This window comes from Halosimplex rubrum (assembly GCF_013415885.1).
Lineage (GTDB): Archaea > Halobacteriota > Halobacteria > Halobacteriales > Haloarculaceae > Halosimplex > Halosimplex rubrum.
This window is the reverse complement of record NZ_CP058910.1, coordinates 768747-793407: the sequence shown is the minus strand read 5'-3', so window position 1 is coordinate 793407 and position 24661 is coordinate 768747. Positions and strand designations below refer to the sequence as shown.

Annotated in this window: 20 protein-coding genes; 10 read left to right on the top strand and 10 right to left on the bottom strand. The window is 70.0% G+C overall.

Annotated features, from left to right (window positions below; translation table 11 throughout):
• Nucleotides 1-117 precede the first annotated feature (117 nt).
• Nucleotides 118-1398 carry a S8 family serine peptidase gene (locus HZS55_RS04010; RefSeq protein WP_179910458.1) on the top strand — a complete coding sequence of 427 codons (1281 nt, stop codon included), beginning with the start codon at nt 118-120 and terminating at the stop codon, nt 1396-1398.
• Nucleotides 1399-1459: 61 nt separating this feature from the next.
• The gene (locus HZS55_RS04005) at nt 1460-1717 is read left to right on the top strand and encodes a hypothetical protein (protein WP_179910457.1); all 258 of its coding nucleotides are present in this window, start codon (nt 1460-1462) and stop codon (nt 1715-1717) included.
• A 27-nt stretch (nt 1718-1744) separates the two neighbouring features.
• Here HZS55_RS04005 and HZS55_RS04000 read toward each other — a convergent pair whose 3' ends face one another.
• The gene (locus HZS55_RS04000) at nt 1745-2803 is read right to left on the bottom strand and encodes an A24 family peptidase (RefSeq protein WP_179910456.1); all 1059 of its coding nucleotides are present in this window, start codon (nt 2801-2803) and stop codon (nt 1745-1747) included.
• 304 nt (nt 2804-3107) lie between these two features.
• On the opposite strand from HZS55_RS04000, the gene HZS55_RS03995 reads away from it, so the two are divergent.
• Nucleotides 3108-5468 (top strand): urea ABC transporter substrate-binding protein, encoded by a 2361-nt coding sequence (locus HZS55_RS03995; protein WP_246308351.1) that lies wholly within the window; start codon nt 3108-3110, stop codon nt 5466-5468.
• A gap of 484 nt (nt 5469-5952) precedes the next feature.
• On the opposite strand, the gene fer is transcribed toward HZS55_RS03995, so the two are convergent.
• From fer to HZS55_RS03980, 3 genes are all read right to left on the bottom strand, one after another.
• Nucleotides 5953-6339, bottom strand: a complete 387-nt coding sequence (gene fer, locus HZS55_RS03990) for a ferredoxin Fer (protein WP_179910455.1) — start codon at nt 6337-6339, stop codon at nt 5953-5955.
• 128 nt (nt 6340-6467) lie between these two features.
• Nucleotides 6468-7676 carry an inorganic phosphate transporter gene (locus HZS55_RS03985; RefSeq protein ID WP_179910454.1) on the bottom strand — a complete coding sequence of 403 codons (1209 nt, stop codon included), beginning with the start codon at nt 7674-7676 and terminating at the stop codon, nt 6468-6470.
• A gap of 74 nt (nt 7677-7750) precedes the next feature.
• Nucleotides 7751-9394, bottom strand: coding sequence for a globin-coupled sensor protein (locus HZS55_RS03980; RefSeq protein ID WP_179910453.1), 1644 nt, complete (start codon nt 9392-9394; stop codon nt 7751-7753).
• A gap of 151 nt (nt 9395-9545) precedes the next feature.
• Between HZS55_RS03980 and hisA the strand changes: the two genes are divergently transcribed.
• Together hisA and HZS55_RS03970 are read left to right on the top strand one after the other, a co-directional pair.
• Nucleotides 9546-10265 carry a 1-(5-phosphoribosyl)-5-[(5-phosphoribosylamino)methylideneamino]imidazole-4-carboxamide isomerase gene (gene hisA / locus HZS55_RS03975; protein WP_179910452.1) on the top strand — a complete coding sequence of 240 codons (720 nt, stop codon included), beginning with the start codon at nt 9546-9548 and terminating at the stop codon, nt 10263-10265.
• A gap of 181 nt (nt 10266-10446) precedes the next feature.
• Entirely contained in the window at nt 10447-10770 is a 324-nt protein-coding gene (locus HZS55_RS03970; protein ID WP_179910451.1) for a hypothetical protein, read from the top strand.
• On the opposite strand, the gene HZS55_RS03965 is transcribed toward HZS55_RS03970, so the two are convergent.
• On the bottom strand, nt 10751-11824 hold the full coding sequence (locus HZS55_RS03965; RefSeq protein ID WP_179910450.1) for a TrmB family transcriptional regulator: 1074 nt from the start codon (nt 11822-11824) through the stop codon (nt 10751-10753). The genes HZS55_RS03970 and HZS55_RS03965 overlap by 20 nt on opposite strands.
• A 126-nt stretch (nt 11825-11950) precedes the next feature.
• Here HZS55_RS03965 and HZS55_RS03960 point away from each other — a divergent pair, with 126 nt between their 5' ends.
• A complete protein-coding gene (locus tag HZS55_RS03960; RefSeq protein ID WP_179910449.1) occupies nt 11951-13189 on the top strand; it encodes an MFS transporter in 1239 nt (412 codons plus the stop codon).
• A 15-nt stretch (nt 13190-13204) separates the two neighbouring features.
• Here the strand turns inward: HZS55_RS03960 and HZS55_RS03955 are convergent, their stop codons facing one another.
• Complete coding sequence (locus HZS55_RS03955; RefSeq protein WP_179910448.1) at nt 13205-13372, bottom strand: hypothetical protein; 168 nt, start codon at nt 13370-13372, stop codon at nt 13205-13207.
• Between the two features lie 177 nt (nt 13373-13549).
• Between HZS55_RS03955 and hisB the strand changes: the two genes are divergently transcribed.
• Genes hisB through HZS55_RS03935 form a run of 4 tightly spaced genes read left to right on the top strand, consistent with a single transcriptional unit; the run spans nt 13550 to nt 15705 of the window.
• The gene (gene hisB / locus HZS55_RS03950; RefSeq protein ID WP_179910447.1) at nt 13550-14137 is read left to right on the top strand and encodes an imidazoleglycerol-phosphate dehydratase HisB; all 588 of its coding nucleotides are present in this window, start codon (nt 13550-13552) and stop codon (nt 14135-14137) included.
• On the top strand, nt 14134-14670 hold the full coding sequence (locus tag HZS55_RS03945) for an amino acid-binding protein (protein WP_179910446.1): 537 nt from the start codon (nt 14134-14136) through the stop codon (nt 14668-14670). The genes hisB and HZS55_RS03945 overlap by 4 nt, the downstream gene beginning before the upstream one ends.
• Nucleotides 14667-15062 carry a 2Fe-2S iron-sulfur cluster-binding protein gene (locus HZS55_RS03940; RefSeq protein ID WP_179910445.1) on the top strand — a complete coding sequence of 132 codons (396 nt, stop codon included), beginning with the start codon at nt 14667-14669 and terminating at the stop codon, nt 15060-15062. Before HZS55_RS03945 ends, HZS55_RS03940 begins: the two co-directional genes overlap by 4 nt.
• A 37-nt stretch (nt 15063-15099) precedes the next feature.
• Nucleotides 15100-15705 carry an IMPACT family protein gene (locus tag HZS55_RS03935; protein ID WP_179910444.1) on the top strand — a complete coding sequence of 202 codons (606 nt, stop codon included), beginning with the start codon at nt 15100-15102 and terminating at the stop codon, nt 15703-15705.
• Between the two features lie 190 nt (nt 15706-15895).
• On the opposite strand, the gene HZS55_RS03930 is transcribed toward HZS55_RS03935, so the two are convergent.
• The 4 genes from HZS55_RS03930 to HZS55_RS03915 all read right to left on the bottom strand — a co-directional run bounded on the left by HZS55_RS03930 (nt 15896) and on the right by HZS55_RS03915 (nt 24654).
• Entirely contained in the window at nt 15896-17308 is a 1413-nt protein-coding gene (locus HZS55_RS03930) for a hemolysin family protein (protein WP_179910443.1), read from the bottom strand.
• 158 nt (nt 17309-17466) lie between these two features.
• A complete protein-coding gene (locus HZS55_RS03925) occupies nt 17467-18033 on the bottom strand; it encodes a type IV pilin (protein ID WP_179910442.1) in 567 nt (188 codons plus the stop codon).
• A 160-nt stretch (nt 18034-18193) separates the two neighbouring features.
• Nucleotides 18194-19027, bottom strand: a complete 834-nt coding sequence (locus tag HZS55_RS03920) for a class I SAM-dependent methyltransferase (protein ID WP_179910441.1) — start codon at nt 19025-19027, stop codon at nt 18194-18196.
• 104 nt (nt 19028-19131) lie between these two features.
• The gene (locus tag HZS55_RS03915) at nt 19132-24654 is read right to left on the bottom strand and encodes a PAS domain S-box protein (RefSeq protein ID WP_179910440.1); all 5523 of its coding nucleotides are present in this window, start codon (nt 24652-24654) and stop codon (nt 19132-19134) included.
• Nucleotides 24655-24661: the final 7 nt, after the last annotated feature.

Below are 24661 nucleotides of genomic sequence, written 5' to 3'. Positions count from 1 at the left end.
CAGGGAATCGAGGAATTCGGCGACCCGTTCGGCGAGTGAGGTCGACAGCGGCGACGAGACCGCCGAACACCGGTATCGTTTTGATCGTCGCGGTCCGATCGACCGCTAGTCCCCTCCATGCCCGCCCGTATCCGCGCGCTGGGGGTCGTCGCGGTCGCCCTCTGCTGTGTCCTGGCCGCGATCGGCGCGCTCGCGCTGTCGGTCCCCGGTGCCCCCGCCGACACACGCCAGCGCGAGGCGGCCGACGGCGGCCTCCAGCGGCTCCACGACGCCGGCGTCACCGGTGACGACGTCACCGTCGGCGTCGTCGGCGTCACCGGCTTCGACACCGACCATCCGACGATCGGCGACCGGATCGCCGAGAGTCGCGCGTTCGGCGACGGCGAGACGGTCGCCAACGGCGGCCGCAACCACCACGGCACCGCGACCGCCGCCGTCGTCGCGCGGACCGCGCCCGACGCCGACCTGCGGCTCGCTACCTTCGACGACACGACGAGCTTCCGGCGGGCGGTGACGTGGCTCGTCACCGCCGACGTGGACGTGATCGTCGCCCCGGTGTCCTTTTACGGCCGCCCCGGCGACGGGACCTCGACGGTGGCGCGGCTCGGCGAGTGGGCGCGCCGGCAGGGCGTCGTCTTCGTCGCGCCGACCGGCAACCTCGCCCGGGGCCACTGGGCCGGCCGCTACGACGACCCCAGCGACGGCCGCCTGCGCTTCGGCGAGCGGCCGCGCAACTACCTCGCCGGCCGCGGGAGCGAGACGCGGATCTGGCTCGGCTGGGACCGCGCCCACGGGAACGAGACCTACGTCGCCGAGCTCTACCGAACCGACGACGGCGAGGCCAGCCTGGTCGCCAGGTCGGCCCCGTTCCCCGGCGACGGCGTCCCCAACGCCCGGATCAACGCCCGCCTCCAGGGCGGCACCTACTACGTCGTCGTCCGGGGGCCGCCCAACGCCACGGGCGCCCGCGTCCGCCTCTCGTCGCCGACCCACCGCTTCCAGTGGACCCGGTCCGAGGGGAGCGTCGCCGCCCCCGCGACCGGCCGCGGCGTGATCGGCGTCGGCGCCTACGACCCCGCGGCCGGCCGCGTCGAGCCGTTCAGCTCCAGGGGCCCAACCGCCGACGGCCGCCTCGGCGTCGACGTGGTCGCGCCCGCTCGACACGAAATCGCGGGGTACGAGGAGCCGCTCGTCGGCTCTTCGGCCGCGACGCCGTACGTCGGCGGCCTCGCCGCGCTCGCCCTCGACGCCGACCCCGACCGCTCGCCCCGAGCAGTCGAGTTGCGCCTCGAACGGACGGCCCGCGACGTGGGACCGAACGGCACCGACCCCACGGCGGGCAACGGGCTGGTGGTCCCCGGCCGCGTCGTCGACCTGCCGGCCAACGCGACCCGGTGAGCGCCGACCGTCGACTCCTCGACGCCCACACTTATGACGGACCGAGAACAACCCACGGGCGATGATCGGATCCGTCCGGCGGTTCCTCGCGGCGATGGCCGAGGAGGACGCGCGGACCCGGGCGTTTCTGCTCTGGGACGCGAGCAACACCGTCGGCGCCGTCGGCCTGCTCGTCGGCGCGTTCGCCCTGCTGGTCGTGACCGACGCGCCCGGCTTCCAGCGCGGAGTCCTGCTCGCCTACATCGCCGTCGCCGTCCTGTGGCTCGTCTCCATCTTCATCATCGGGCCGGCCTACACGCGGTTCGTCCCCGAGGAGTAGCGCCGCCCGCCGGCGCGAACGACGGCCTCACACCAGCAGCGAGACGAGTTTGAAGAACAGGTCGCCGTAGACGAGGCTGATCACGAGCGCGACGAACATGGGGACGATAAAGGGCATCCCGGGGGAGATCCAGACCACGTCCTCGTCGGCGATCACGTCCAATCCGTCCCGCAGTCCCTCGGCGGTCGTCCCGTAGGCCGACCCCTCGATGTCGTCGAGGAAGGCCCGCGCGCCCCAGGGGTCGTCGTAGTCGGCGTCGGCCCCGCCGGCGGTCTCCGCGTCGGCACGCTCCCCGCCGTCGGTGGCCACTTCGCCGTCGGCGCCGCCAGCGGGGTCCCCGCTTTCGGGGATCGAGCCGTCGCCGGGCGGGTCGGGGTCGTCGGGGAGACTCGCGGGGTCGCGGTGGCGTTCGGGCGCTTCGCGGACCGCGGCCAGCGTCGTCCCGCGCCAGCGCAGGTACATCCGCAGGGCGTCGAGGTCGAGGCCGCGGCGGGTGAACCCGTCGGGCGTCTGGAGCAACGAGCCGTACTCGGCGGTCGCGTCGGCGGCGCGGATCGGCTTGCCGAGGAACATGATCGGCGCGAGGTGCCCCGAGAGGGCGTTGCGCAGCGTGACGGCGACGGGGTAGGCCGCGCCGACGAGGACGGTGTTCGAGAGGACCGTCAGCGAGAAGACGCCGACGGTCGTCCGGGTCAGCGGCAGCGCCTCCGTCGGGAGGATGTACATCGGGAACGTCGGGAAGAGGACGGCGAGGACGATCAACGCCTTCGCGTCGGCGCCGCCGAAGCCGCCGAAGTAGTAGAACAGGTAGCCGATCGAGCCGACCATCCCCAGCGAGAGCGCGACCCGGAGGTAGAACAGCTCGCGCGACTCGACCCAGAAGGGGAGGTCGCCGGTTGCGATCCGCTCGATGTCCCAGGCCAGCAAGGCGACCCCCAGCAGCGCCAGCGGGAGCCACGTGGCGTTGGGCACCCGACGGGTCCGAACGTCCCGGTAGGCGGCCCAGCCGAAGACGGGGACCGCCACCAGCCGCAGCAGGTCCGGCGGCGGGCTCTCCGTCAGGACGGTTCCCAGCCAGTCGATCACGACCGAACCAGCGCGCCCGCGGACATTAGTGGTTTCGGCGCGGGCGGCGGGGCGGCCGTCGTGGGCGTCCGAGTGTGTGAGCGGGATCTCGCCCGGAAACGACGACCGGCGCGATCCGCTGTACGTAGCATCTGCGTCAAGTGCGGTGCTGGGCCGTATTCGGCCTCGACTCCATCGCCCATCGCCCAGAGTTGCGTTCCACACTAATCAGGCTAATTAGTGGATAAAGATCCAATTATTATCGTTGAGTAGAGCATATTGATGCAATCCAAACCGATATATCGTAAGGTGCCAATTCCCAGTCGTGGTATCAACGATGATTAGTAGGGCTGACGAGTCGGACGAGCCGATTACGATAGCCATCCTCGAGAATCGGTCGGGGAAGTTCGCCGAACTCGGCACTTCAAAGTGGCAGGCGAGTCTTCTCGCGATCGAAGAGCTGAACGAAAGTGGCGGGATTCTCGGTCGCGAGATCGAGGTGGTCGATCCGGACCCGGCGTCGGACGTAGACCGATACCGACAACTGGTCACCGACATTCTGAGCACGGAGGACCCCGACGCGGTCTGGGCCGGGTACGCTTCCTCCGAGCGAGAGGTCGTCCGTCCGTTGATGGACGCTCACAGACAGCTCTACTTCTACACGACCCAGTACGAGGGGGGTGTCTGTGACCGATACACCTTCCCCATGGGAGCGACCGCTCACCAGCAACTCGGAACCGTACTTCCGTATCTCGTATCGGAATACGGGCCGGAGATCTTCACGGTGGCGGCGGACTACAACTTCGGGCATCTCTCCTCCGACTGGGTGGACATCCTCGCGGCGGAACACGGTGCCGAGGTGATCGGCAAGGCGTTCGCCCCGCTCTCCCAGACCTCGTTCGGGCCGATAGTAGATCGGATCGAGAAGGCTGATCCCGACGTGATCATGTCGATGCTCGTCGGGGACAACCACGCGGAGTTCTTCCGGGAGAAAGCCGACCGCGGACTCGCGATGCCCGTCGGAACGTCGACGGCGATGGCGCAGGCGTTCGAACACGAACGATACGAGCCGCCGGCGTTCGCGGATGTCCACGTCGGAGTTAATTACATGGAGGAGATCTCGACGCCGGAAAACGAGGCCTTCGTCGAGCGGTTTTACGAGAAGTTCCCGAACGCGGAGTACATCAATCAGGAGGCACAGAACAGCTACGTTTCGATACACCTCTACGCGAAGGCTGTCGAAGCCGCGGGAACGACCGATCAAGCTGCGGTGATAGACCAACTCCGGAGCGGGCTAACCTTCGACGCACCGGAAGGCACCGTGACCCTCGACGGCGCGACCCATCACATCAGCCACAACATGCGGATCGCACGAGCCGACGAGAACCACGATATCGAATTCTTCGGGGCGGAGAGAACCGAGGAGACGTTCCTCTCCGAGACGGTCGGGTGTGACCTCCGAGAGGTCGCCGAAACGACGCAGTACAGACCCGCGCTGTTCCACCAGGAGGGAACGTTCGACAGTATGCACGACTCGCTGCAAGACCGGGTTCAAGAGGCACACGAATCCCAGGAGTTGCGCGAACGGGTCGAGGCACGCGCGGAGGAATACGGCGAGATAATGAGCGACTGTGCCGACGGAGATCTGACTGTCCGGTTGCCGACGGACGCCGAAAATGACGCGATGGGCGAAATCGCGACGGCGTTCAACGCGATGCTCGACGAAATCGAAGAGACGATGCGACGTATCCAGGACTTCTCACACGACGTTGCGACGGCGAGCCAACAGGCCACTTCGGGAGCCCGGGAAGTGAAACGGGCAAGCGAAGAGGTCGGCGAGTCGATCGAGGAGGTCACGAGCCGGGCCGACCAGCAGCGTGAGCGACTCGATCGAGTGTCCGGCGAGATGAACGACCTCTCCGCGACGGTCGAAGAAGTCGCGTCGACGGCGCGAACCGTCGCGCAACTCTCCGAAGACACCGCCGAGGTCGGACAGGACGGTGAATCGACTGCGGAACAGGCGAGAGAGGAGATGGAGCGGATTCAGGCCGAGATGTCGGCGGTCGTCGAGTCCGTCGAGCGACTCGACGAACAGGTTGCCCAGATCGACGAGATCGTGGACCTGATCTCCGAGATCGCCGAACAGACGAACATCCTGGCACTCAACGCAAATATCGAAGCGGCCCGAGCCGGGGGAAGCGGCGGCACAGACGCCGGCGACGGCTTCGCCGTCGTCGCCGACGAAGTCAAGCAACTGGCCGAACAGACGCGGGATTCGGCCAGCGAGGTCTCCGGTCTCATCGAAGACGTCCAGGAACACACGTCGACGACCGTCGAACGGATCCGGACCACCGAACGTGAAATCGAGGGGTCGACCGAGTCGGTCGAGAACGCCGCAGATGCGTTCGTCGACGTGGTGGACAACGTCGAGGAGACCGACGAGGGCGTTCAGGAGATAACCCGCGCGGTCGACGACCAGGCCAACAGCGCCGAGGAGGTCCTGTCGATGGTCAACGAAGTCGTCGAACTCGGCGAACACACCGCGGATGCCGCGGAGAACGCGTCGGCCGCGGCGGAGGAACAGGCCGCTTCGATGAGTCAAGTGAGTTCGAACGTCGAGTCGCTCGCCACCCAGGCGAAACAACTCCGGACGCGACTCGACGCGTTCGATGTGGACAGAGAGTGACTGCCTTGCCGAGTGCGCGCCACTGCGGTAGTTCAGTCAGTTCGAGGCCGCACTGAGCGGTTGCTTCACTCGCTACGGTCGGAGTCAGAACCGGCCGGATCGATGTACAACACCCCCGGTGAGCGTTCGATAGCGCGTGAGCTATCGCCACCACCTCGGCCGGCACCCCGGTATCCGATATCGCTCCCGAAGCCCACGCCGCTGATACCACTGCGGGACCGCGCCTCGACGGCTCAGTCGACCCGACCGGCCCGCTAACGCCACTACCACAAACTGCGGAACCGACAGCGGGTCCGTATCGAATCCGCATCGCGACGGGTGAGAACAGCACGCTGGCGTGTGTCACAGAATCGTTCTGAACCCCGTCTCTAACTGAAGATAACGTCGGCAGTAGAGACTCTCGACCGCGAGAGAGTCCCGGAATCGAAGTCGGCCCGCTTCCGGGACAGGATTCGCTTGTTCGACGAGCGTGTTACGCTGTTGGTTATATGACGCGGTTCTGCAGGTAGTCGAGGTGCTTGGCGTTGTAGACGATCTTGACCTCGTCGGTGGCGGCGCTACCGATGCAGGTCAGGCGGACGTTCTTCTCCTCGACCTCTTCGTCGGAGAGGATCTGCTGCATGTCCATGTCGATGTCGCCCTCGACCGCGATGGCGGCGCAGTTGGCGCACGCGCCGGCGCGGCACGAGAACGGCCAGTCGTACCCCTGGGCCTCGGCGGCCTCGAGGATGTACTCGCCCTCGTTGACCTCGAGTGTGCCGTGGTCTTCCGCGTCGAGGTCGGCGTCAGCGGCCTCGTCGAAGGCCGATGCGTCCATGTCCCAACCCTGGTCGTCCAGTACTTCGTAATTCAGGTACTCTACGGTGGGCATCACTTGCGGGATTCGACCCCCTGACTGTTAGACCTTGCTGTTCGTGCTACCGATTCGCGGCTCGCGAGCGCAATATCTGCCGGGCTCGACGGCTCACGGGTGGACGTACGTCCCATTCCGGCGACGGATCACAGCGGGACGAACCGGAAGAGCAGGAACGAGGCGACGGTCGCGATTCCCGGGACGACGTTCTGGAGGAAGATGACCCGCGCCGTCGTCGCCGGTTCGAAGAGATCCTCCGCGTCGGGGATCGACTCGCGGTCCTCGCTGCCGATCGGCGGGGCGTCGGGCGGGTCGGACGCGCCGCCCTCGCCGCCGTCGCCGCCGACCGTCGGCGCCTCGTCGGCCTCGGCGGCCAGCGCGCCGACGGACACCGCCGGCGGGTCGCCGCCCCTGGCGTCGGCGATGGTGACCGTCCGGGTCGCCCGTCCCCAGCCCAGGCCGACGATGCTCATCGTCGCGATGATGACGAAACTCGCGGGGATCCCCAGCGCCGATAGTCCGGTGACGATGGTCGAGCTGACCGTCGCGACGACCAGCGCCGCCAACAGCGGCAGGTCCGTCAGGTCGTTGCCGACCGTGTCCATCGTCCGTCGGGCGATCGTGAACGCGCCGAGCCCGATGGCGCCGCCGCCGAGCAGGATCGCCTGGGACATCTCCAGGTCGCCGCTGCCGTACAGCGGTGCGACGGCGTTGGCGACGTTGCTCGCGCCCGCCGAGAACGCCATGTAACAGCCGATCGCGATCACCAGCAGCGTCCCGACGAGTTCGCGAGTGGTGGTGTTGGGACCGAGTTCCGGCCGCGGCAGGGCTCCCGAGCGGTCGAGGACGACCAGCGACCCCTCGGTCTGCGTGACGGCGAACCACTCGACGAGCCGGGGGTAGTGGTAGCGGCCGACGACGGCGCTCACCCAGAACGCGATTACCGGCGAGACGAGCCACCAGGAGACGATCCGGCCCATCTCGCCCCAGTTGAGCGTGCCGCGAGCCAGCCCCAGCCCGGCCATCGCGCCGACGGCGGTCATCGACGTCGAGGCGGGGACGCCCGCGACGTTCGAGAGAAAGAGGGCGAGCCCGACGAAAAAGAGGACGCCGATGCTGATCTCCAGGGTGAACGCCGTGGTGACGATGTCGCTGCCGAGGGTATCGATCACCTCGCGACCGACGGTCCACCCGCCCAGCAGCGCGAAGCCGGTCATCAGCGCCGCGGCGGTCACCTTCGAGACGGTGTCGCTGCCGACCGCAGGGCCGAACGCCACGCCCGTCGAAGAGCCCCCGATGTTGAATCCGACGAACGCCGCGACGGCGACCCCCGCCACGAGCAACAGGGAAACCATACCGGACGGTCGACCGATGCCGAGTAAAGACTGGCGGAGTGGGGGACCGCCGTCGGGAGCGGCGTGGCGGCCGCCTACGCGGCGTCGGTCCCGGCGGCGTCGAGGCGGTCGACGGTGCGGTCGATCTCGCGGACCATCTCGACCTGTTGCTCGCTGGCGGCCGCCACGTCGGCGACCTCGTCGGAGACCTCCTCCGTCCGCTCGACGAGGTCGTCGAGCATGCTCGCGACCTCCTCGGCGCTGGCGGCCTGGTCGTCGGTCGCGTCGGCGACCTCGCCGATCCCCCGGGCGGCCTCGGCGACGGCCGCGACGATGTCGTCGAGGTTCGCCATCGCCGTCTCGACGCGGTCGATCCCCTCCTCGACCCGCACGGTCGTCGTCGCGAGGTTGTCGACCGTCTCGTCGGCGTCGGCCTGGATCTCCGCGACCATCCGCTCGATCTCCCCGGCGCGCTCTTGGGACTCCGTCGCCAGCGACTTCACCTCGTCGGCGACGACGGCGAAGCCCGACCCCGCATCGCCCGCGCGTGCGGCCTCGATCGAGGCGTTCAGCGCGAGGATGTTCGTCTGGTCCGCGATGTCGTTGATCACCTCGACGACCTCGTCGATCTCGCCGATCCGGGCCTGCAGCGAGTCCACGTCGTCGGCCACGCCGTCGACCGCTTCGCCGACCTCGTCCATCACCTCGACCGCGCCGTCGGCCTCGTCGCGGCCCTCCTCGGCCAGCGAACGGGCGCGCTCGCTGGTCGTCTCGACCTCGTCGGCGGTCGCCGCGACCTCCTCGACCGTCGCGCTCATCCGCGAGACCTCGCCGGCGATCTCGTCGACCCGTCCGACCTGCTCGTCGGTCAGCTCGGACATCGCGCGGGCGCTGTCGGCGATGTCCTCGGAGGCGTCGAGCAGCTGGTCGACCGGCCGCTCGACGTCGGCGCTGACCTGCTCCCGGAGTCGCTCGCGCTCGGCCGCGACCCGCTCGCGGCGGTCGACCTCGTCCTGCAGGCGCTCGTTGTACGAGTGGATGTAGGTGTCCGCGACCACCTGCATGTCGAGGTTGATCACCCGCAACACCGACAGGACCTCGTCCATGCCGGCGTCGACCTCCGACTCGACGACGCGCTCGACGGCGTCCATGTCGACCGGCTGTCCCGCGGGCGAACGGTCGTCGGAGGACGGCCCGTCGCCGTCCGTGTCCGCGACAGCGCCACCGCCGTCGGTCGCGGCGTCGACGAGTTCCGCCCGAAGCGACTCGACGAGGTTCTCCTGCAGTCGCTCGCGGAGCAGGTCGAGGATCAGGTCGTAGTAGACGCCGTACTGGCCGATGTAGTGTTTCATCGGCATCTCCAGCACGTCGTGGATCTTGCCGATTCGCGCGCGGTTGGCGAAGTACGCCTCGCCGTACTCCCCGGCGGTCAGGCTCGCGAAGTACGCCGACTGGGTGCGCTTGAGCTGTTCGACGGTCTTCGGCGACCGGTCGATGACCGCGGTGGTCTCCTCGTGACCGGTGAGGTTGTCGTAGAAGTCCTCTGCGATCTGGTCGGCGTGGCTCGCGAACAGCGGTTCGAGCGCGGCCAGGCGCTCGGCGTCGGCCTCGTCGAAGCCGACGAACTCCTTGCGCCAGCCGATCTCTTCGCCGTCGAGTCCGATCCCGGCCAGCAGCGAATCGAGATCGACTTCCGAGTTCAGTCCCCCGCGGCCGAATTCGTCAGCGTAGTCCTTCATCGGTAGATACCCGAATACGTACGCGACCGTTCCCCGCTGGTGTTCTTAACACTACGCACCGAGTTTTCGCGCGTGATACTGCAGTCGGGCGGTTTAGTGGTGTTTGCGGTCGACCGACACGCTTTCGCCCCCCGCTCGCCCACGACCGAGTATGTTTCCGGAGTTCGAGGTCGTGCCCGCGGTCGACGTGCAGGACGGGCAGGTCGTCCAGTTGGTCGGCGGCGAACGCGGTACCGGGAAGACCTACGGCGACCCCGTCGAGGCCGCCGAGGGGTGGGTCGAGCAGGGCGCGCGCACCCTCCACCTCGTCGATCTGGACGGCGCCTTCGAGGGCGAGCGCGAGAACGCCGCGGCCATCCAGTCCGTGGTCGACGCCGTCGACGCCGAGACGCAACTCGGCGGCGGCATCCGCACGGTCGAGGACGCCGTCGGCCTGCTCGACGCCGGGATCGACCGGGTGATCCTCGGCACCGCCGCCGTCGAGAATCCGGATATCGTCGCCGAGATCAGCGAGGACCACCCCGAGAGCGTCCTCGTGAGCCTCGACGCGAAAGGCGGGGAGGTCGTCGTCGCCGGCTGGACCGAGGGCACGGGCCTGGACCCCGCCGAGGCCGCCGCGCGCTACGAGGAGCTGGGCGCCGGCGGGATCCTCTTCACCGACGTCGACGTGGAGGGCCAGCTGGAGGGCGTGCGCACGGAGCCGGTCGAGCGAGTCGTCGAGGCGGTCGACATCCCCGTCGTCGCCAGCGGCGGCGTCGCGACCCTGGCGGACGTGCGCGCGCTGAAGGACGCGGGCGCCGCGGCCGTCGTCGTCGGCAGCGCCCTCTACGAGGGGGCGTTCACGCTCGACGAGGCGCTCGACGCGGTGTAACGGGCGAGCGAAGGGCCGTCGGGTCCGTCTCGGACGCGGTCGCGCTCCGAGCGCGACGGTCGCCGGTTCGCTGCGCGTTCCGCTCCGGATACTGATCGGATCCGGGCCTCTCGGGGATTCTTGCCGACCCAGTACTCACGAAAAGTGAACCGTTATACTCGGAGCGAGGAGTCAACGGGCAATGATCCGGAAGCCGACCGTCTCGCTCGATACCGACCTCGCCGACCAACTCGCGGGCCTCGCCGGCCTGGGCTGGACCACCTCGACGCTGGGCTTTCTCGGCACGGTGCTGGGGTACGGCAACAGCGTCGTGAGCCGACTGGTGACGGAACCGAGTTCGCTGCTGTACGTGGGAGTCGTCTGCTTCCTGGCGACGCTGGGGCTCGACCGAATCGCGAACCGCGCGGGCCGACGGGACGAGGAGGGCGAGGGCGCCGCGACGGACGACGGCGACAGCCGGGGCGACCCGGCGCCCGACGCCGCGGTCACGCCTCGCGAAGGGTGACTTCCCGGGCGGCGAACTCCTCGAAGTAGGGGTCGAAGCCGGGTGAGTCGCCGCCGATGCTGACGGGGCCGCCGTCGGTCTCGACGACCAGCGCGCTCTCGACGGGGAACGAACTCGTGACCGGCGGGACGAGCGTCTGGTTGGCCGCCCGGACGGGGACGCCCTCGAAGTCGATCTCGTGGTCGCCGCCGGTGTCGGCGACGGTCACGTCCGCGACGAGGTCGCGGTCGGCGTCGAGGCACTGAGCGGCCGTCGTGACGCCGTTGCGGAAGTACTCGAAGGTCGCCGGCAGTTCGGTGGGATCGGCGACGTGACGGACCTCGCCCATCGGCCAGACGTTGCTGACCATGTTGCCGTAGAAGCCGTTGGCGACCTCCGGCTGGCCGAACGCGACGGCGTACTCGTCGCCGTGGCGCCCCGTCAGGACGCCGTGGGAGCCGACGAGGCCGGCGCGGGCGTCCCTGAGGACGAACACCTGCGGGCGGGCCTCCCACGTCCGGACGACGTGGGCGTACCGACCGAAGTCGGAGACGGCGTCGGCGACGACCCCGGTGTCGGGCGCCAGCAGCATACAGTAGACGAACACGCCCCGGTCGACCGCCTCGGCCATCGCCTCTTTGAGGGCCCCGAAGGCCGTGGCGGGGACGACGACGAACGCCTCGTGGCTCGCGTCGGCGAGGAACCGCTCGGCGCGCCGTTCGACGGTCTGGCGCGACCGGACCACCTCGAAGCCAACGTCGGCCGTCGTCGGCTCGCTGTAGGCGTCCTCGATGGCCGACCGCAGGTCCGAGACGCGCGTCGACAGCTCCGCGACGGCCTCGGCGGCCGGGCGCGCGCGCAGGACCGTCGGACGCTCGCTCTCGTCGACGGTGACCAGCCCGCGGTCGACCAGCGTCTCGACCACGTCGTAGACGTACCCCTGGGACACGTCCGCCGCGGCCGCCACGTCCCCCGTCGTCGCCTCCCCCCGTCGAAGGATCGCGAGGTACGTCGCCACCTCCGTCGTCGACAGCCCGAACGCCCCCAGGTGCTCCCGGATCCGCGACTCACTCATTGACGAGCGTTCTTGGACTATCTACAAAAACGTTTTCCGGATCGAACCGAGAGGGAGTGGTATGCAACCGACGAGCGAGCGGCGCGCGACGCCCCAACGCGACCGACGACCGCGGGAGGACGCCCGGTGAGCGGGCCGTCGGCGGTCGACTCGGGGAGCGACAGGGCCGCCGCCGAGGCCCGCAACCGGCGGCTGTGGACGGTCGCGATCTTCCTGACGATGGCGTGTACGGGCGCCGTGATGCAGATCCGCGGCGCGGTGCTACCGACGCTGGAGGGGTATTTCACGGTCCCCGAGTGGCAGCTCGGGCTCGTCGCGCCGGCGGGGACGGTCGGGTACCTGCTGGTCATCCTCGCGGTCGGGTCGAGCGCGGGGCGGGTCGACGCCCGGCGGTTCATCGCCGGCGGCGCGTTCCTGACCGCGGGCGCGCTGCTGGCGATGGGGCTTTCGCCCTCTTTTCCGGTGTTCCTGGGGTCGCTGGTCGTCCAGGGAGCGGCCGTCGGGGTGTTCCGCGCGCTCGACCGGCCGCTGCTCAGTCACTTCTACCCGAGCCAGCGCGGACGCGTGTACAACCGCTACGACGCGACCTGGGCGGTCGGCGCCGCGCTCGGCCCGCTGGCGGTCGTCCTCGCGCTGCGAGCCGGGTCGTGGCGGCTCGTCTACGGCGCGGTCGGGCTCGCCCTGCTCGCGCTCGCGGTCGTGTTCCGGTCGCTCCGGTCGCCCGCCGTCGAGTCGGACGAGGAGCCGCTCACCCGCGCTGACCTGGCGGAGCTGATCCGCCGGCCCGAGGTGCTCGCCCTGCTCGCCGCCCTCTTCTTCGTGACCGGCGTCGAGGGCGGGCTGTTCACCTGGCTGCCCTACTACGCGGCGGCGGAGCTGCCCGACGCGTGGGCGGGGCTGACGCTGACGGTCATGCTCGCCGCGTACATCCCCGGCCGGTTCGTCTGCGGCGCGCTGACCGAGCGCCTGGGCCCGCTCACGCTCCTGGTGGGCGTGCTCGGGCTGCTCGTCCCCGCCTTCGCGTTCACCTTCTTCGTCGCCGACGGGCTCGCGGTGCTGGGCGGCGTCGTCGCCATCGGCCTGCTGATCTCGGGCGTGTTCCCGACGATGATGGCCTACGCGACCGACGCCGTCCCCGAGCACAGCGGCCCGGTCAACGCCCTGGCGTCGGCCGTGTCGTCGGTCTCGGTCGGCGGCGTGCCCGCCGTCATGGGCGTCGTCGTCGGCGGGGCCGACGCCGCGACGGCGATGCGGCTGCTCGCCGTACCCGTGGTCGCCGCGCTGGGCGTGATCGTGCTCGCGAGGGTCGCCGAGGGACGGCGGGACGCCCGGGCCGCGAGTGGCTCGACGGCCGTCGACGACTGACTCGCGCGGGCCGCGTCAGCGGGGACTGGTCCGACGGCCGGACGCCAGTTCGGGGAGGAGGGCGGCGGCGCCGACGGCGGCCACGCCGGCGGCCAGCGAGGTCGCGTCGCCGGCCGCGAAGATGACGACCCCGGCGAGGACGCCGGACAGCGCTACCAGGTGATGCGTCCAGTGTCGGTCCACACTCCTGTCATCGACGCAACCAGATATAAAGGCCGGGCAGACGCGCGTCTGACGCGCGGCCGACGCCCCGCCGTCGGGCGACCGACGGAGCGGGGAGCGGCGGACGTCGAGGCCGCCGTCCGGAGCGGTGCTCGAACGAACACAACGGCCAAATAGACGGCTGTGCTTGGTCGAGACATGACCGAGCGGACGGCGGCGGTGACCCGCGAGACCGCCGAGACGGCGATCGAGGTGACCCTGGACGTGGACGGCGACGGCGACGCCACCGTCGACACGGGGATCGGCTTCTTCGACCACATGCTCGAATCGTTCGCCACCCACGGCCTGTTCGACCTCACCGTGAACTGCGACGGCGACCTGGAGATCGACGACCACCACACCGTCGAGGACGTGGCGATCAGCCTCGGCGAGGCCTTCACGGAGGCGCTGGGCGACAAGCGCGGCATCCGCCGGTTCGCCGACCGGAAAGTCCCGCTCGACGAGGCGGTCGCCAGCGTCGTCGTCGACGTGAGCGGCCGGCCGTACTTCGACTTCGACGGCGAGTTCTCCCAGAGCGAGGTCGGCGGGATGACCAGCCACATGGCCCAGCACTTCTGCCGGTCGCTCGCCACGAACGCCGGACTGACCCTGCACGCCGGCGTCGACGGCGAGAACGCCCACCACGAGGTCGAGGCGCTGTTCAAGGGGCTGGCCCGCGCGCTCGACGACGCCACCCGGATCGACGAGCGCCGGACCGACGTGGCCAGCACGAAGGGCGAGCTATGAGCGAGGACGGGGGCTCCGACGAGGAGGCCACCTTCGACGCGATCATGGAGAAGTTCGCCGACTCGCCCAGCCAGCAGGCGGTCATCCGCCTGCTGCTCGAACGGGGGTTCTCCGTCAACGACGAGGGCCGAGTGGTCTCGGGCGGCATCGAGATCCCCAACACCGGCATCGCCCGCGAGGTCGATGTCGACCGCCGGGTCGTCGACGCCACCACCGACGCCATCCTCGACGACGACCAGCTACGCCGGATCTTCCAGAACATCTCGGCCATCCCGAGCCTGATGGATCTCGCCCCCGTCCTCGATCTGTCGGCGCTGGCGATCACGGTGCGGGACGCCGAGGAGTCGGGCATCGTCGCGACCGTCACCGGCGCCATCGCCGACCGCGGCCTCTCCATCCGCCAGACCATCAGCGAGGACCCCGAGTTCACCGACCAGCCCAAGCTGTACGTCATCACCGACGGGACGATCCCCGGGGACCTGCTGACGGAGATCCGCGACATGCCGTTCGTCCACAAGATCGAGCTGCGGTGACCCGGGACTCCGACGTGACCGACCACGCCCGACTCACGGTCGAGACGCCGGACGGCGAGCGCCGCGAACTGACCGCGAGCCAGGGGGCGGTCCTCCGGGACGCCCTGCTGGCGGCCGGACTCTCCCCGCACGGCCGCTACGCCCGGCGGGTCAACTGCGGCGGGCGCGGCCTCTGTGCGACCTGCGGCGTCCGCCTCGCCGAGCCGCCCGACCCCGACCACTGGCACGACGACCTGGCCGACCGCTTCGGCTATCCCAGGCTCTCCTGCCAGCTCCGCGTCCGCGACGGGATGGCGGTGAAACTGCTCGACAAGCGGGTGTGGGGAACCCGTGTGAGCGACGGCGACCCGACGGCGGCGCCACCGTCTGGAGACGGCGACGGCGGCGAGTAACGCAAGCGCTTTTCGCCTCCCGCCGGAACGCCCGGACGTGAGCCAGCGCGAGCCATACCGGACCGTCGCCGGCCGCGGGGAGACCCGTTTCGAAGTCCGGGGATCGGAGTTTATCGGCCACGTCGCGCCCGCCCGGACGGTCGAGGCCGCCGAGGACTTCGTCGCCGAGGTCCGCGAGGCGTACGTCGACGCGACCCACAACGTCCCGGCCTACCGCGTCCGCGCTGACCCCTTCCGCGAGTGGGCCAGCGACGACGGCGAGCCCTCGGGGTCGGCGGGCGACCCCGCGCTGAACGTCCTCCAGCAGGAGGACATCGAGAACGTCGTCGCCGTCGTCACCCGCTACTACGGCGGCACCAACCTCGGCGTCGGCGGCCTCGCCCGCTCCTATTCGCGCGCGGTCAAGGACGGCCTCGACACCGCCGGCACGACCACCGAGCGCCCCCACGAGACTTTCGCCGTCACCGTCGACTACGACGATTCGGGCACCGTCAGAGGGATTCTGGAGAGCGAGTCCGTCAAGTTCGACGCCGACTACGCCGAGCGGGTCGCCTTCGACGTGCGCGCCCCCGTCGACGAGGGGAGCGCGCTGCGCGACCGGATCCGCAGCGCCACCAGCGGCCGGGCCGAGATCGACCGGTAGCCGGACGCGAACCCGTCGCGGTCCACCCTCACCGACGTGGAACTCCGAGTCCACCGAACGGACCGACGCGGTCGCTTTCGGGCGTATCTCCAGCGGAAACGAAGGCGTTCGGGGAGGAGTCACACGGGCGCGAGAACGACGGGAACGGCGACGGGTCGCGGCGGTGGGGCGACGGTCCCGCGAGCCGCGGTCACTCGGGTTGGGCCTCGTCGGTGTCGGGTTCGATCTCGTCGTCCTCGGACGTGTCGCCCGGGTCGTAGGCGTCGGTTCGAGTGACCCGCGCCTTCATGATGCGGGTGTTCTCGACGGCCTCGACGGCGATCTCGACGCCGTCGTAGTCGATCACTTCCCCCTCCTCGACGAGGCGGCCGGCGAGGTTGAAGATGAACCCGGCGATGGTCTCGAACTCCTCGCCCTCGGGGATGTCGATATCGAGCGCCTCGTTGACCTCCTCGATGTTGACCTCGCCCTTGACGACGACGGTGTCGTCGCCCTCGTACTCGATGGGCTCCTCCTCGCCGCCCTCGAGGATCTCGCCGACGATCTCCTCGGTGAGGTCCTCCATCGTCACGAGCCCCTCGGTCGTCCCGAACTCGTCGATGACGATGACCATGTGCAGCCGTTCCTTGCGCATCTCGGTCAGCAGGTCGTCGACGTTCTTCGACTCGGGGACGTGCAGCGTCGGCTGGATGATGTCCTCCAGTTCCAGGTCGTCGCCCCCGGCCTCGCCGTAGTTGCGGTCGCGGACGAGGTCGCGGATGTTGACGACGCCGATGACGTTGTCGAGGCTGCCCTCGTAGACGGGAATGCGGGCGTGGCCGCTGTGGATGCACTGCTCGATGGCCTCGTCGATGGAGGCCTCGGTCGAGATGGCGTCCATGTCGAGCCGCGGCGTCATGACCTCCTTGGCGATCGTGTTGTTGAACCGGAGCGTGCGCTGGAGCATCTCGCGCTCCTCCTCGTCTAAGACGCCCTCGCGCTCGCCGGTTTCGATCATCTCGCGGATCTCCTCGCGGGTGACGTAGGACTCCTCGATGGCCGAGCGGCCGCCGGTCACCTTGTTGACGACCCGGGTAAGGTAGTCGAACAGGACGATCAGCGGCAACAGCACGTACTCGGCCATCTTCAGCGGACGGGCGATCCGCAGCGACCACGACTCGCTGTTCTCGACGGCGTAGGACTTGGGCGCGCTCTCGCCGAACAGCAGGACGACCGCCGTGATCCCGAACGTCGCGGCGAACACCGCCTGGCCCTGACTCATGTAGAGGCCGAACAGCCCGGTGGCGATCGAAGACATCGCGATGTTGACGAGGTTGTTCCCCACGAGGATGGTGATCAGCAGGCGGTGGGGGTCGTCCTTGAGCGCCTTGAGCGTCTTCGAACCGCGGCGCCCGTTCTCGACGAGCGCCTCGATCCGGTGGGCCGGGAGCGAGAACATCGCGATCTCGGAGGACGAGAAAAACGCCGACAGCCCGATCAGCACGACGATCAGGAGCGTTCCAGCGATTGCAACGCTGTTCTTCGGGATCTGGTTTCCGAACACGTCGATCGTCTGCTGTGCGGCGGGGATCACTTGTGACCACGCCGCTGCGGGTATACCCATCGACGCCATGAGTTGACGGGGCGCGAAATTAAGGCTTGTCATACCGGACTGTCACATGATCGAGATATCGATCCGTTCGCGACCGATCCCGGGACGGAACGGCCGTTTTACCTGCCGGATCGTGCATCCGGCTCTCGCGGATCGCCGTTTCGGGACCCTCACGTGGCTCGCACCTCCGTCCGGAGTAACTGCGCGCCGGTCGGCCGGTGGACCACCCGGACCGCCGCCCGGTCGCCCGGTCGCACGTCGAGTTCGTTCTGCGCGACCCGGATCGAGGCCGTCTCGCCCGCCGTCCAGCGACCGTCGGCGTGGGTCGAGTCCAGCGCCCCGTCGACGCCCGCGAAGGTCCGGTCGAACAGATCCGCACCCCGGCGGTGGTCGTCGGTGAGCCGCCGGGTCGGAAAGCCCGAGAGCCGCGCGCGATCGCCCGTGCGCTCGAACGCCACGACGACGGCCAGCTCCGCGACCGCCAGGGTGTCCCCGCCCTCGTGGACGAGACGGAGTCGCTGACCGTCCGGCCAACCGTCGGTCGCCGATAGCTCGGCGTCCAGACGGGCCTGCGGGGCCGGTTCCGGGCGAGCGCTCTCGAACCCGACGGTCGCGGCGGCGACCGACGCGAGCAGGACCGTCAGCCCCACCAGCAAGACGACGCCGACGACGGGCGTCGCGGCGCGGTCGCTGTGGGGGGACGGGCGAGTCGGTATCGCCGGAGCGCCGTCGGTCACGCGCAGGGGTGGTCGCCCGTTCGGACGTAAACCTACGGACCGGGCGAACCCCCGAGCGTCGTCACGCCTCGTCGGTGCCGATCCCACGCGTGTTCCACCCGAAACGATGCCCTTCGGGAGCCGTCGGACCGACCTGCGGTGTCGACTCCGAACCGCGATCCTACTCCCGGACGGCGACGAACCGCAGGCGTCGGTAGTCGGCGGTCCACGTCCCGGTGTCGGCGTCGAACAGGTCGCCCCGGAGGCGGTCCTCGACGGCCGACACGACCGCTTGCGTCTCCGCGTCGCCCAGGTCGGCGAACAGCGAGTCGCCGAACACGTCGAGCCAGTTCGCCAGCCCCTCGGGTCCGCCGTCCAGTTCGGTCGGCCGGTCGAACAGCCGCGCGAGTCGGACCTCGAAGCCAGCCGCCTCCAGCACCGCGGTGTGCTCGCCGACGGTCGGGAAGTACCACGGGTGGTCGGCCTCGTGCCCGCGCTCGCGCAGCTCCGCGAGCGTCGCGTCGGCGATATCGGCCACGTTCCCCGTCCCGCCCAGCTCGGCGACGAATCGGCCACCCGGCTCCAGCAGGGCCGCGACGCGCTCGGCGACGGCCGGCTGGTCGTCGCGGGGGATCCAGTGCAGGGCCGCGTTGGAGAAGGCGGCGTCGAACGACCGGTCGGGCGCGTACTCGCGGGCGTCGGCGATGTCGAACCGGCGGTCGGGGTACGTCTCGCGGGCCCGTTCGACCATCTGGGCCGAGGCGTCGACGCCGACCGCGACCCCGGACCCGCCGACCCGCTCGTCGATGTCGGCGGTGAGGTGGCCGGTGCCACAGCCCAGGTCCAGCACGCGCTCGCCCGGGCTGGGGTCGAGCAACTCGACGAGGGGGCCGCCGTACTCGTGGACGAAGCCGGTGTGGTCGTCGTACGAGTCGGGGTCCCACTCGTTGCGGGCGTCGTCGGGCGAGCGCTCGCGTGAGCTGTCGGGCGACTCCTCGGACGCGTCGTCGGACATACGCCGAGTGAGGCGCGCCGCCGCCTGAACGTTTCGGCGGCGTGAGACGGCTCGACATCCGCCGCGGCGAGCCCTGCGGCCGACGAGCCCGACCGGGGCCGTCGTCACTCCGCGTCGGCGGACGCGGTGTGGTCCTCGAAGAGCCGGTCGAGCAGGCGCTGCTGGCCGACGCGGAGGTGGCGGTTGACGGTGGGCTGGCTCACGTCGAGCATCTCGGCCACGTCCTCGCCGGTAGAGGTGCGGGGCCACTCGAAGAAGCCGGCGTAGTAGGCCGTCCGCAGCACCTCCAGCTGGCGGTCGGTGAGCGCGTCGAACGCCGAGCCGGCGCGGCGCTCGCGGTCGTCGGAGCGGTCGACGGTCCGCCGGGTCGTCAGCTCGACGCTGGGGTAGGTCTCGCCGAGCATCTCGACGAACGCCCGCACGTCCGTCGCCGCGGACACGTCGACGACCGCCTCGATGTCCGCGGGGACGGCTCGAATCGACCGCGGGCCGGCGCCGTGGCGGACGAACGCCGCGGCGAGCGAATCGCCGTCGACGGTCACTTCGAACAGCGCGCTCGCCCCGGCGTCGTCCCCGCCGCTCCCGCCGTCCCCCTCGGCCCCGGGCTCGCCGACCAGCCGGAAGTCCCGGACGGAGACGAGCGCGTCCAGCGCGTCGGTCACCGCCCCGACCGGCGCGCCCGCGGTCGTGAGGAACAGCCCGGTCTCCGACTCCGAGTGGGCCGCCAGCCCCTCGAACGCGACGGTGCAGTCGGCGGCCCGGGCCAGCCGGCCCAGCACGTCCTCCTCGGCGTCGAACGAGAGGGTGAGTTCGACCCGCTGGTCGGTGTGCAGCGCCCGCTGGGTCTCGACGGCGTTGATCGAGTACGCGATGTTCTCGCCGAGCTCCGCGAACACCTCCCGTTCGAGGTCGCCGAAGTCGTCCGGTTCCGACGCGTACACCGTGAGCACGCCGTAGAAGTACTCCTCGAAGGCCAGGGGCACGCTCACGACGGAGTGGAACTCCCGGGCGAGCGCGGCCTTGCGCCAGGGCTCGCGCTGGAGGTCGTCGACGACGTTGCCGACGACCGTCGGCGTCTCGGCGGCGGCCGTCCTGGCGGCGGGCTCGTCCCCGCCGAGCGCGAGGTCGACCGCGTCGAGGTACTCGGCGCCGTCGCCGGCCCAGGCGGACGGTTCGACGCGCTCGCCCGCGGCGTCGAGGCCGCCGATCCACGCGAAGGCCACGTCGTCGCTCTCGACGAGCCGGTCGCAGACCGCCGCCTCGATGGCCTCGCGGGACTCGGCCTGGATGAGCGACTGGTCGATCCGCCGGATGAGGTCGGTGATCCCGATCTGTCGGCGCAGGCGGGCGTTCTGGTCGGCGAGCTCGGCGTCGCGCTCGCGCAGGGTCCGCTCGCTGGCCAGCCGGTCGAAGGCCGCCTCGGTCGTCGCGACGAGCGTCTCGGCGAGCTGGCGGGTCGGCCCCCCGACCGCCCGGTCCTCGGTGGCGACGACGAACACGCCGTGGTCGCCGACCGGGACGAGCAGCCCGCCGCTGACCTCGGGCCCGAACACCTGCGACTCGGCGACGGTCCCCGTGTCGTCGAACACCGTCGGCGTCCCGGTGACGTAGGTGTTCCACAGCAGCGAGTCGGCGGCGCCGGCGCCGACCGGCGCGGCGTCGCAGAGCCGGTCGAACCCCTCCGAGCAGGCGACGGCGTCGAGGTGGTTGGCGCTGTCGTCGAGCAGGTAGACGGCGACGCCGGCCACGTCGAGCACGGACTGGGCGGTGTCGACGACGAGCTCGGCCGTCTCGGTGTCGGTCTCGACGCCGAGGAGGTCACGCGTCGCCTCGTGGAGCGACTCCAAGGCGAGTTCGCGCTCCTTCTGTTCGGTGATGTCCTGGATAGAGCCCCGGACGCGGACGACCTCGCCGTCGTCGTCGCGGACGGGCTCGCCGATGGCGCGCACCCAGCGGAGCGACTCGTCGGTCCCCAGGCGCACCTCCATGTCGTAGCTCTCGCCCACCTCGACCGCCCGCCGGAAGTAATCGCGGATCTCCTCGCGGTCGTCGGGGTGGTAGAACCCGACGGCGCTCTCCAGGTCGATGTCCGTGTCCGGGGGGACCCCGTGGAGCCGGTAGAGCTCGTCGGTCCAGGTCATCTCCGGCTCCGCCCCGGTCAGGTCGAGCTCCCAGCCGCCGATGGCGGCGATGCGGCCGGCCTGCTGGAGCAGGTCCTTCGTCCGTTCGAGCTCCTCCTCGCGCTCCTTTCGGTCGGTGACGTCCTGGATCGACCCCCGCAGCTCGACGGTTTCGCCGTCTTCGACGACGGGCTCGCAGATGGAGTGGATCCACCGCTCGGCGCCGTCCCCGGCGCGGATCCGATACTCGGTGTCCCACGGTTCGCCCGCCTCGGTCGCCCGCCGGATCCGGTCGCGGTGGGCCTCGCGGTCGTCGGGACGGACGAGGTCGAGCACGCCCTCGGTCAGCGGCCCCTCCTCGCCGTCGACCCCCCAGATGTCGTAGAGGTTGTCGGTCCACCGCACCTGCCGGGATTCCCCACTCGCGATGTCGACCGTCCAGCCGCCCAGGTCCGCCATCTTCTCGGCGCGACCGAGCAGGTCGGCCGTCCGTTCGAGTTCGCGCTGGCGCTCCCTGCGCTCGGTGATGTCGCGGACCACGCAGACCATCCGTCCGTCGTCGAGGACGGTCAGCGACAGCTCCTGGGGGAACGTCGACCCGTCGGCTCGCAGCCCCGCGGCCTCGCCGCGCCACTCGCCCTCGTCGGCGAGGACGGGGAGCACCTCCCGTTCGAGGCGCTCGACGGCCTCGTCGCCGTAGCACAGTTCCCACGTCTCCCCGAGGAACGCCTCGGGGTCGTCGTAGCCGTAGACCTCGGCGTGGGCCCGGTTGACGAACTCGTAGCGGCCCTCGGCGTCGAGGATCGCCATCCCGTCGATGGACTGCTCCATCGCCGCCGACCGCGCGGCCAGTTCCCGCTCGCGCTCCTTGCGCTCGGTGATGTCCTCGATGTAGCCGACGACCTCGGTGACCTCGCCGTCGTCGTCGCGGATCGGGGTCGTCGACAGCGAGATGTCGATGCGCTCGCCGTCCTTCCGGACGCGCTGGCGCTCGATCTGTGTGAACGACTCCCCCGAGAGGACGCGCTGGCGGATCTCGTCGTCGCCCTCGCGGTCGTCGGGCACCGCGGGGTAGGGCTCGCCCACCACCTCCTCGGCCGACCAGCCGAAGATGTCCTCCATGGCGTCGTTCCACAGCGTGACCGTTCCCTCGGGGTCGGTCGCGACTACCCCCACCGGCGAGGTCTCGATGAACTTCTGCATGCGCTCTTTGGTGGCGCGAAGCTCCCGCTCGCGGGCCTTGCGTTCGGAGATGTCCCGGCCGACGCCCACGAGAACGGGGTCGCCGTCGGGGTTCTCCAGCCGGGAGGCGACGAACTCGTATGGGATCTCCTCCCCGTCGCTGGTCACCACCGGCGCGTCGACGCGGTCCTCGCCGCCCTCGAAGACGGACCCGATCGCCTCGGCCACCCGCTCGTGAGCGTACTCCGGGAAGAAGTCCGTCCCGTGCATCTCGGCGATCTCGGCGTCGTCGTAGCCGCTCACCTCGGCGACGGCGTCGTTCCACCGCTGGATCGCGCCGGTCCCGTCGAACACGTAGAACACGTCGTCGATGGCGTCGAGGATGTCCTCGGTGTACTCGCGGTACTCCTGGAGGCGACGCTCGCGATCGCGAAGTTTCTTCTCGGCGGCCTTGCGCTCGGTGATGTCCCGGCTGATCCCCATCAGCCCGATGATCTCGCCGTCCTCGTCCCGGTAGGGGTACTTGTAGTCGAGATAGACCCGCTCCTCGCCGTCGATCGGTCGGACGACCTCCCGCGAGACCGGCTCGCCGGTTTCGACGACTCGCCGGTCGTCCGACAGGATGTCGGCGGCCGTCTCCTCGTCGAAGAGGTCGTCGTCGCTCATTCCGGTGATCGCCGCCGGCGGTTTACCGAAGTTCTCGGCGGCTGCCTCGTTGACGAACCGGTAGCGCCCCTCGCGATCCTTGATGTAGATCGGGTCCTCGGTGTTCTCGACGATGGCCTCCAGTCGGCGCTCGCGCTCCTTGCGCTCGGAGATGTCGCGGGCGATACCCGCGACGATCCGTTCGCCGTCCGGATTCTCCAGCGGCGAGGCGACGATCTCGAAGGGGATCACCTCACCGTCTTTCGTCTCGAAGCGACCCTCCAGCGGGACGCCCGCGGCCTCGTCGATGTTCGCGATCCCGCGTTCGACCGCCTCACGGTCGGCCTCGACGACGAAGTCGGCCGCGCTCATCTCGGCGATCTCGGCGTCGTCGTAGCCGGTCACCTCGGCGAGCGTCTCGTTCCACCGCAACAGGTCGCCGTCGGCGTCCAACACGTAGAACACGTCGTCGATCGCGTCGAGGATGTCGTCGGTGTACTCGCGGTACTGCGCGAGTTCGCGCTCGTGCTCCTTGCGCTCGGTGACCTTCTGGGAGACGCCGAACAGCCCGCGGACCTCCCCGTCGGCGCCCCGCCAGGGAACCTTCGTCGTCAGGTTCCACTCCTCGACGTCCGGCACGTACTCCTCCTTGCCGACGATGGGCTCGCCCGTCTCGACGACGCGCAGGTCGTCCGCGTGGCTCTCCTCGGCCAGTTCGTCGCCGAAGAGGTCCCGGTCCGTCTCGCCGATCACCCGCTCGGGGTCCCAGTCGTAGGCCTCGTCGATATAGGCGCTGCTGACCCGCTCGTAGCGGCCCTCGCGGTCCTTGACGTAGAGGTGGATCGGCACCTGATCGAAGATGGAGTCCAGCAGCGACGACTGCCGTTCCAGTTCGGCCGCCCGCTCGACGCGGTCGGTCACGTCCTCCTGGAAGCCGACGTAGTGAGTTACCTCGCCGCCGTCGTTCTCGACGGGCGCCAGCCGGACCCGGTTCCAGAACTCGGTGCCGTCGGCCCGGTAGTTGCGCAGTTCGACCGTCGTCTCCTCCTCGGCGTCGATCGCCCGCCGCAAGCGCGCGACCGATTCCTCGTCGGTATCCTCGCCCTGGAGGAACCGGCAGTTGCGACCCAGACACTCCGCCTCGTCGTAGCCGGTCACCTCCTCGAAGCGGTCGTTGACGGCGACCAGCGGCTCCTCCGGTTCGGTCACGTCGGCGACCGTGATCCCGACCGGCGCCGACTCGATGACGCGTTCCTGCAGCGACCGCTCGCGCTCGCACTCGCGGAGGTCTCGGGCCAGCCCCTCGACGGCCTCGGCGAGGTCCCCCAGGCCGTCCTCGCGGTCCGTCTCGAAGGTCACGTCTTCGCCCTCGCGGACCCGCTCGACGTCCGCGACCAGTTCGGCGATCCCCTCGTCGCGGTCGTCCGACGCCGCGAGCCCGAGCAGGCCCGGCCCCAGGAGACCGACGAGCGGGCCGACCGACCGAACCGACGGCACCCCGTCGACGGCGACGACCCCGGCGACCGCCGCCGCGAGCGCGACAGCGGCGACCGCGACGAGTACGGGACGGACGCCCGACGGTCGACCCGGAACGCGTCCGGGATCCCCTCGGGCAGTGGTACTCCCCCTGTCCGCGACGCCCCAGCCTGTGACGGCGTCGAGGAGCGATCCAGCGTCCATTGGAGGG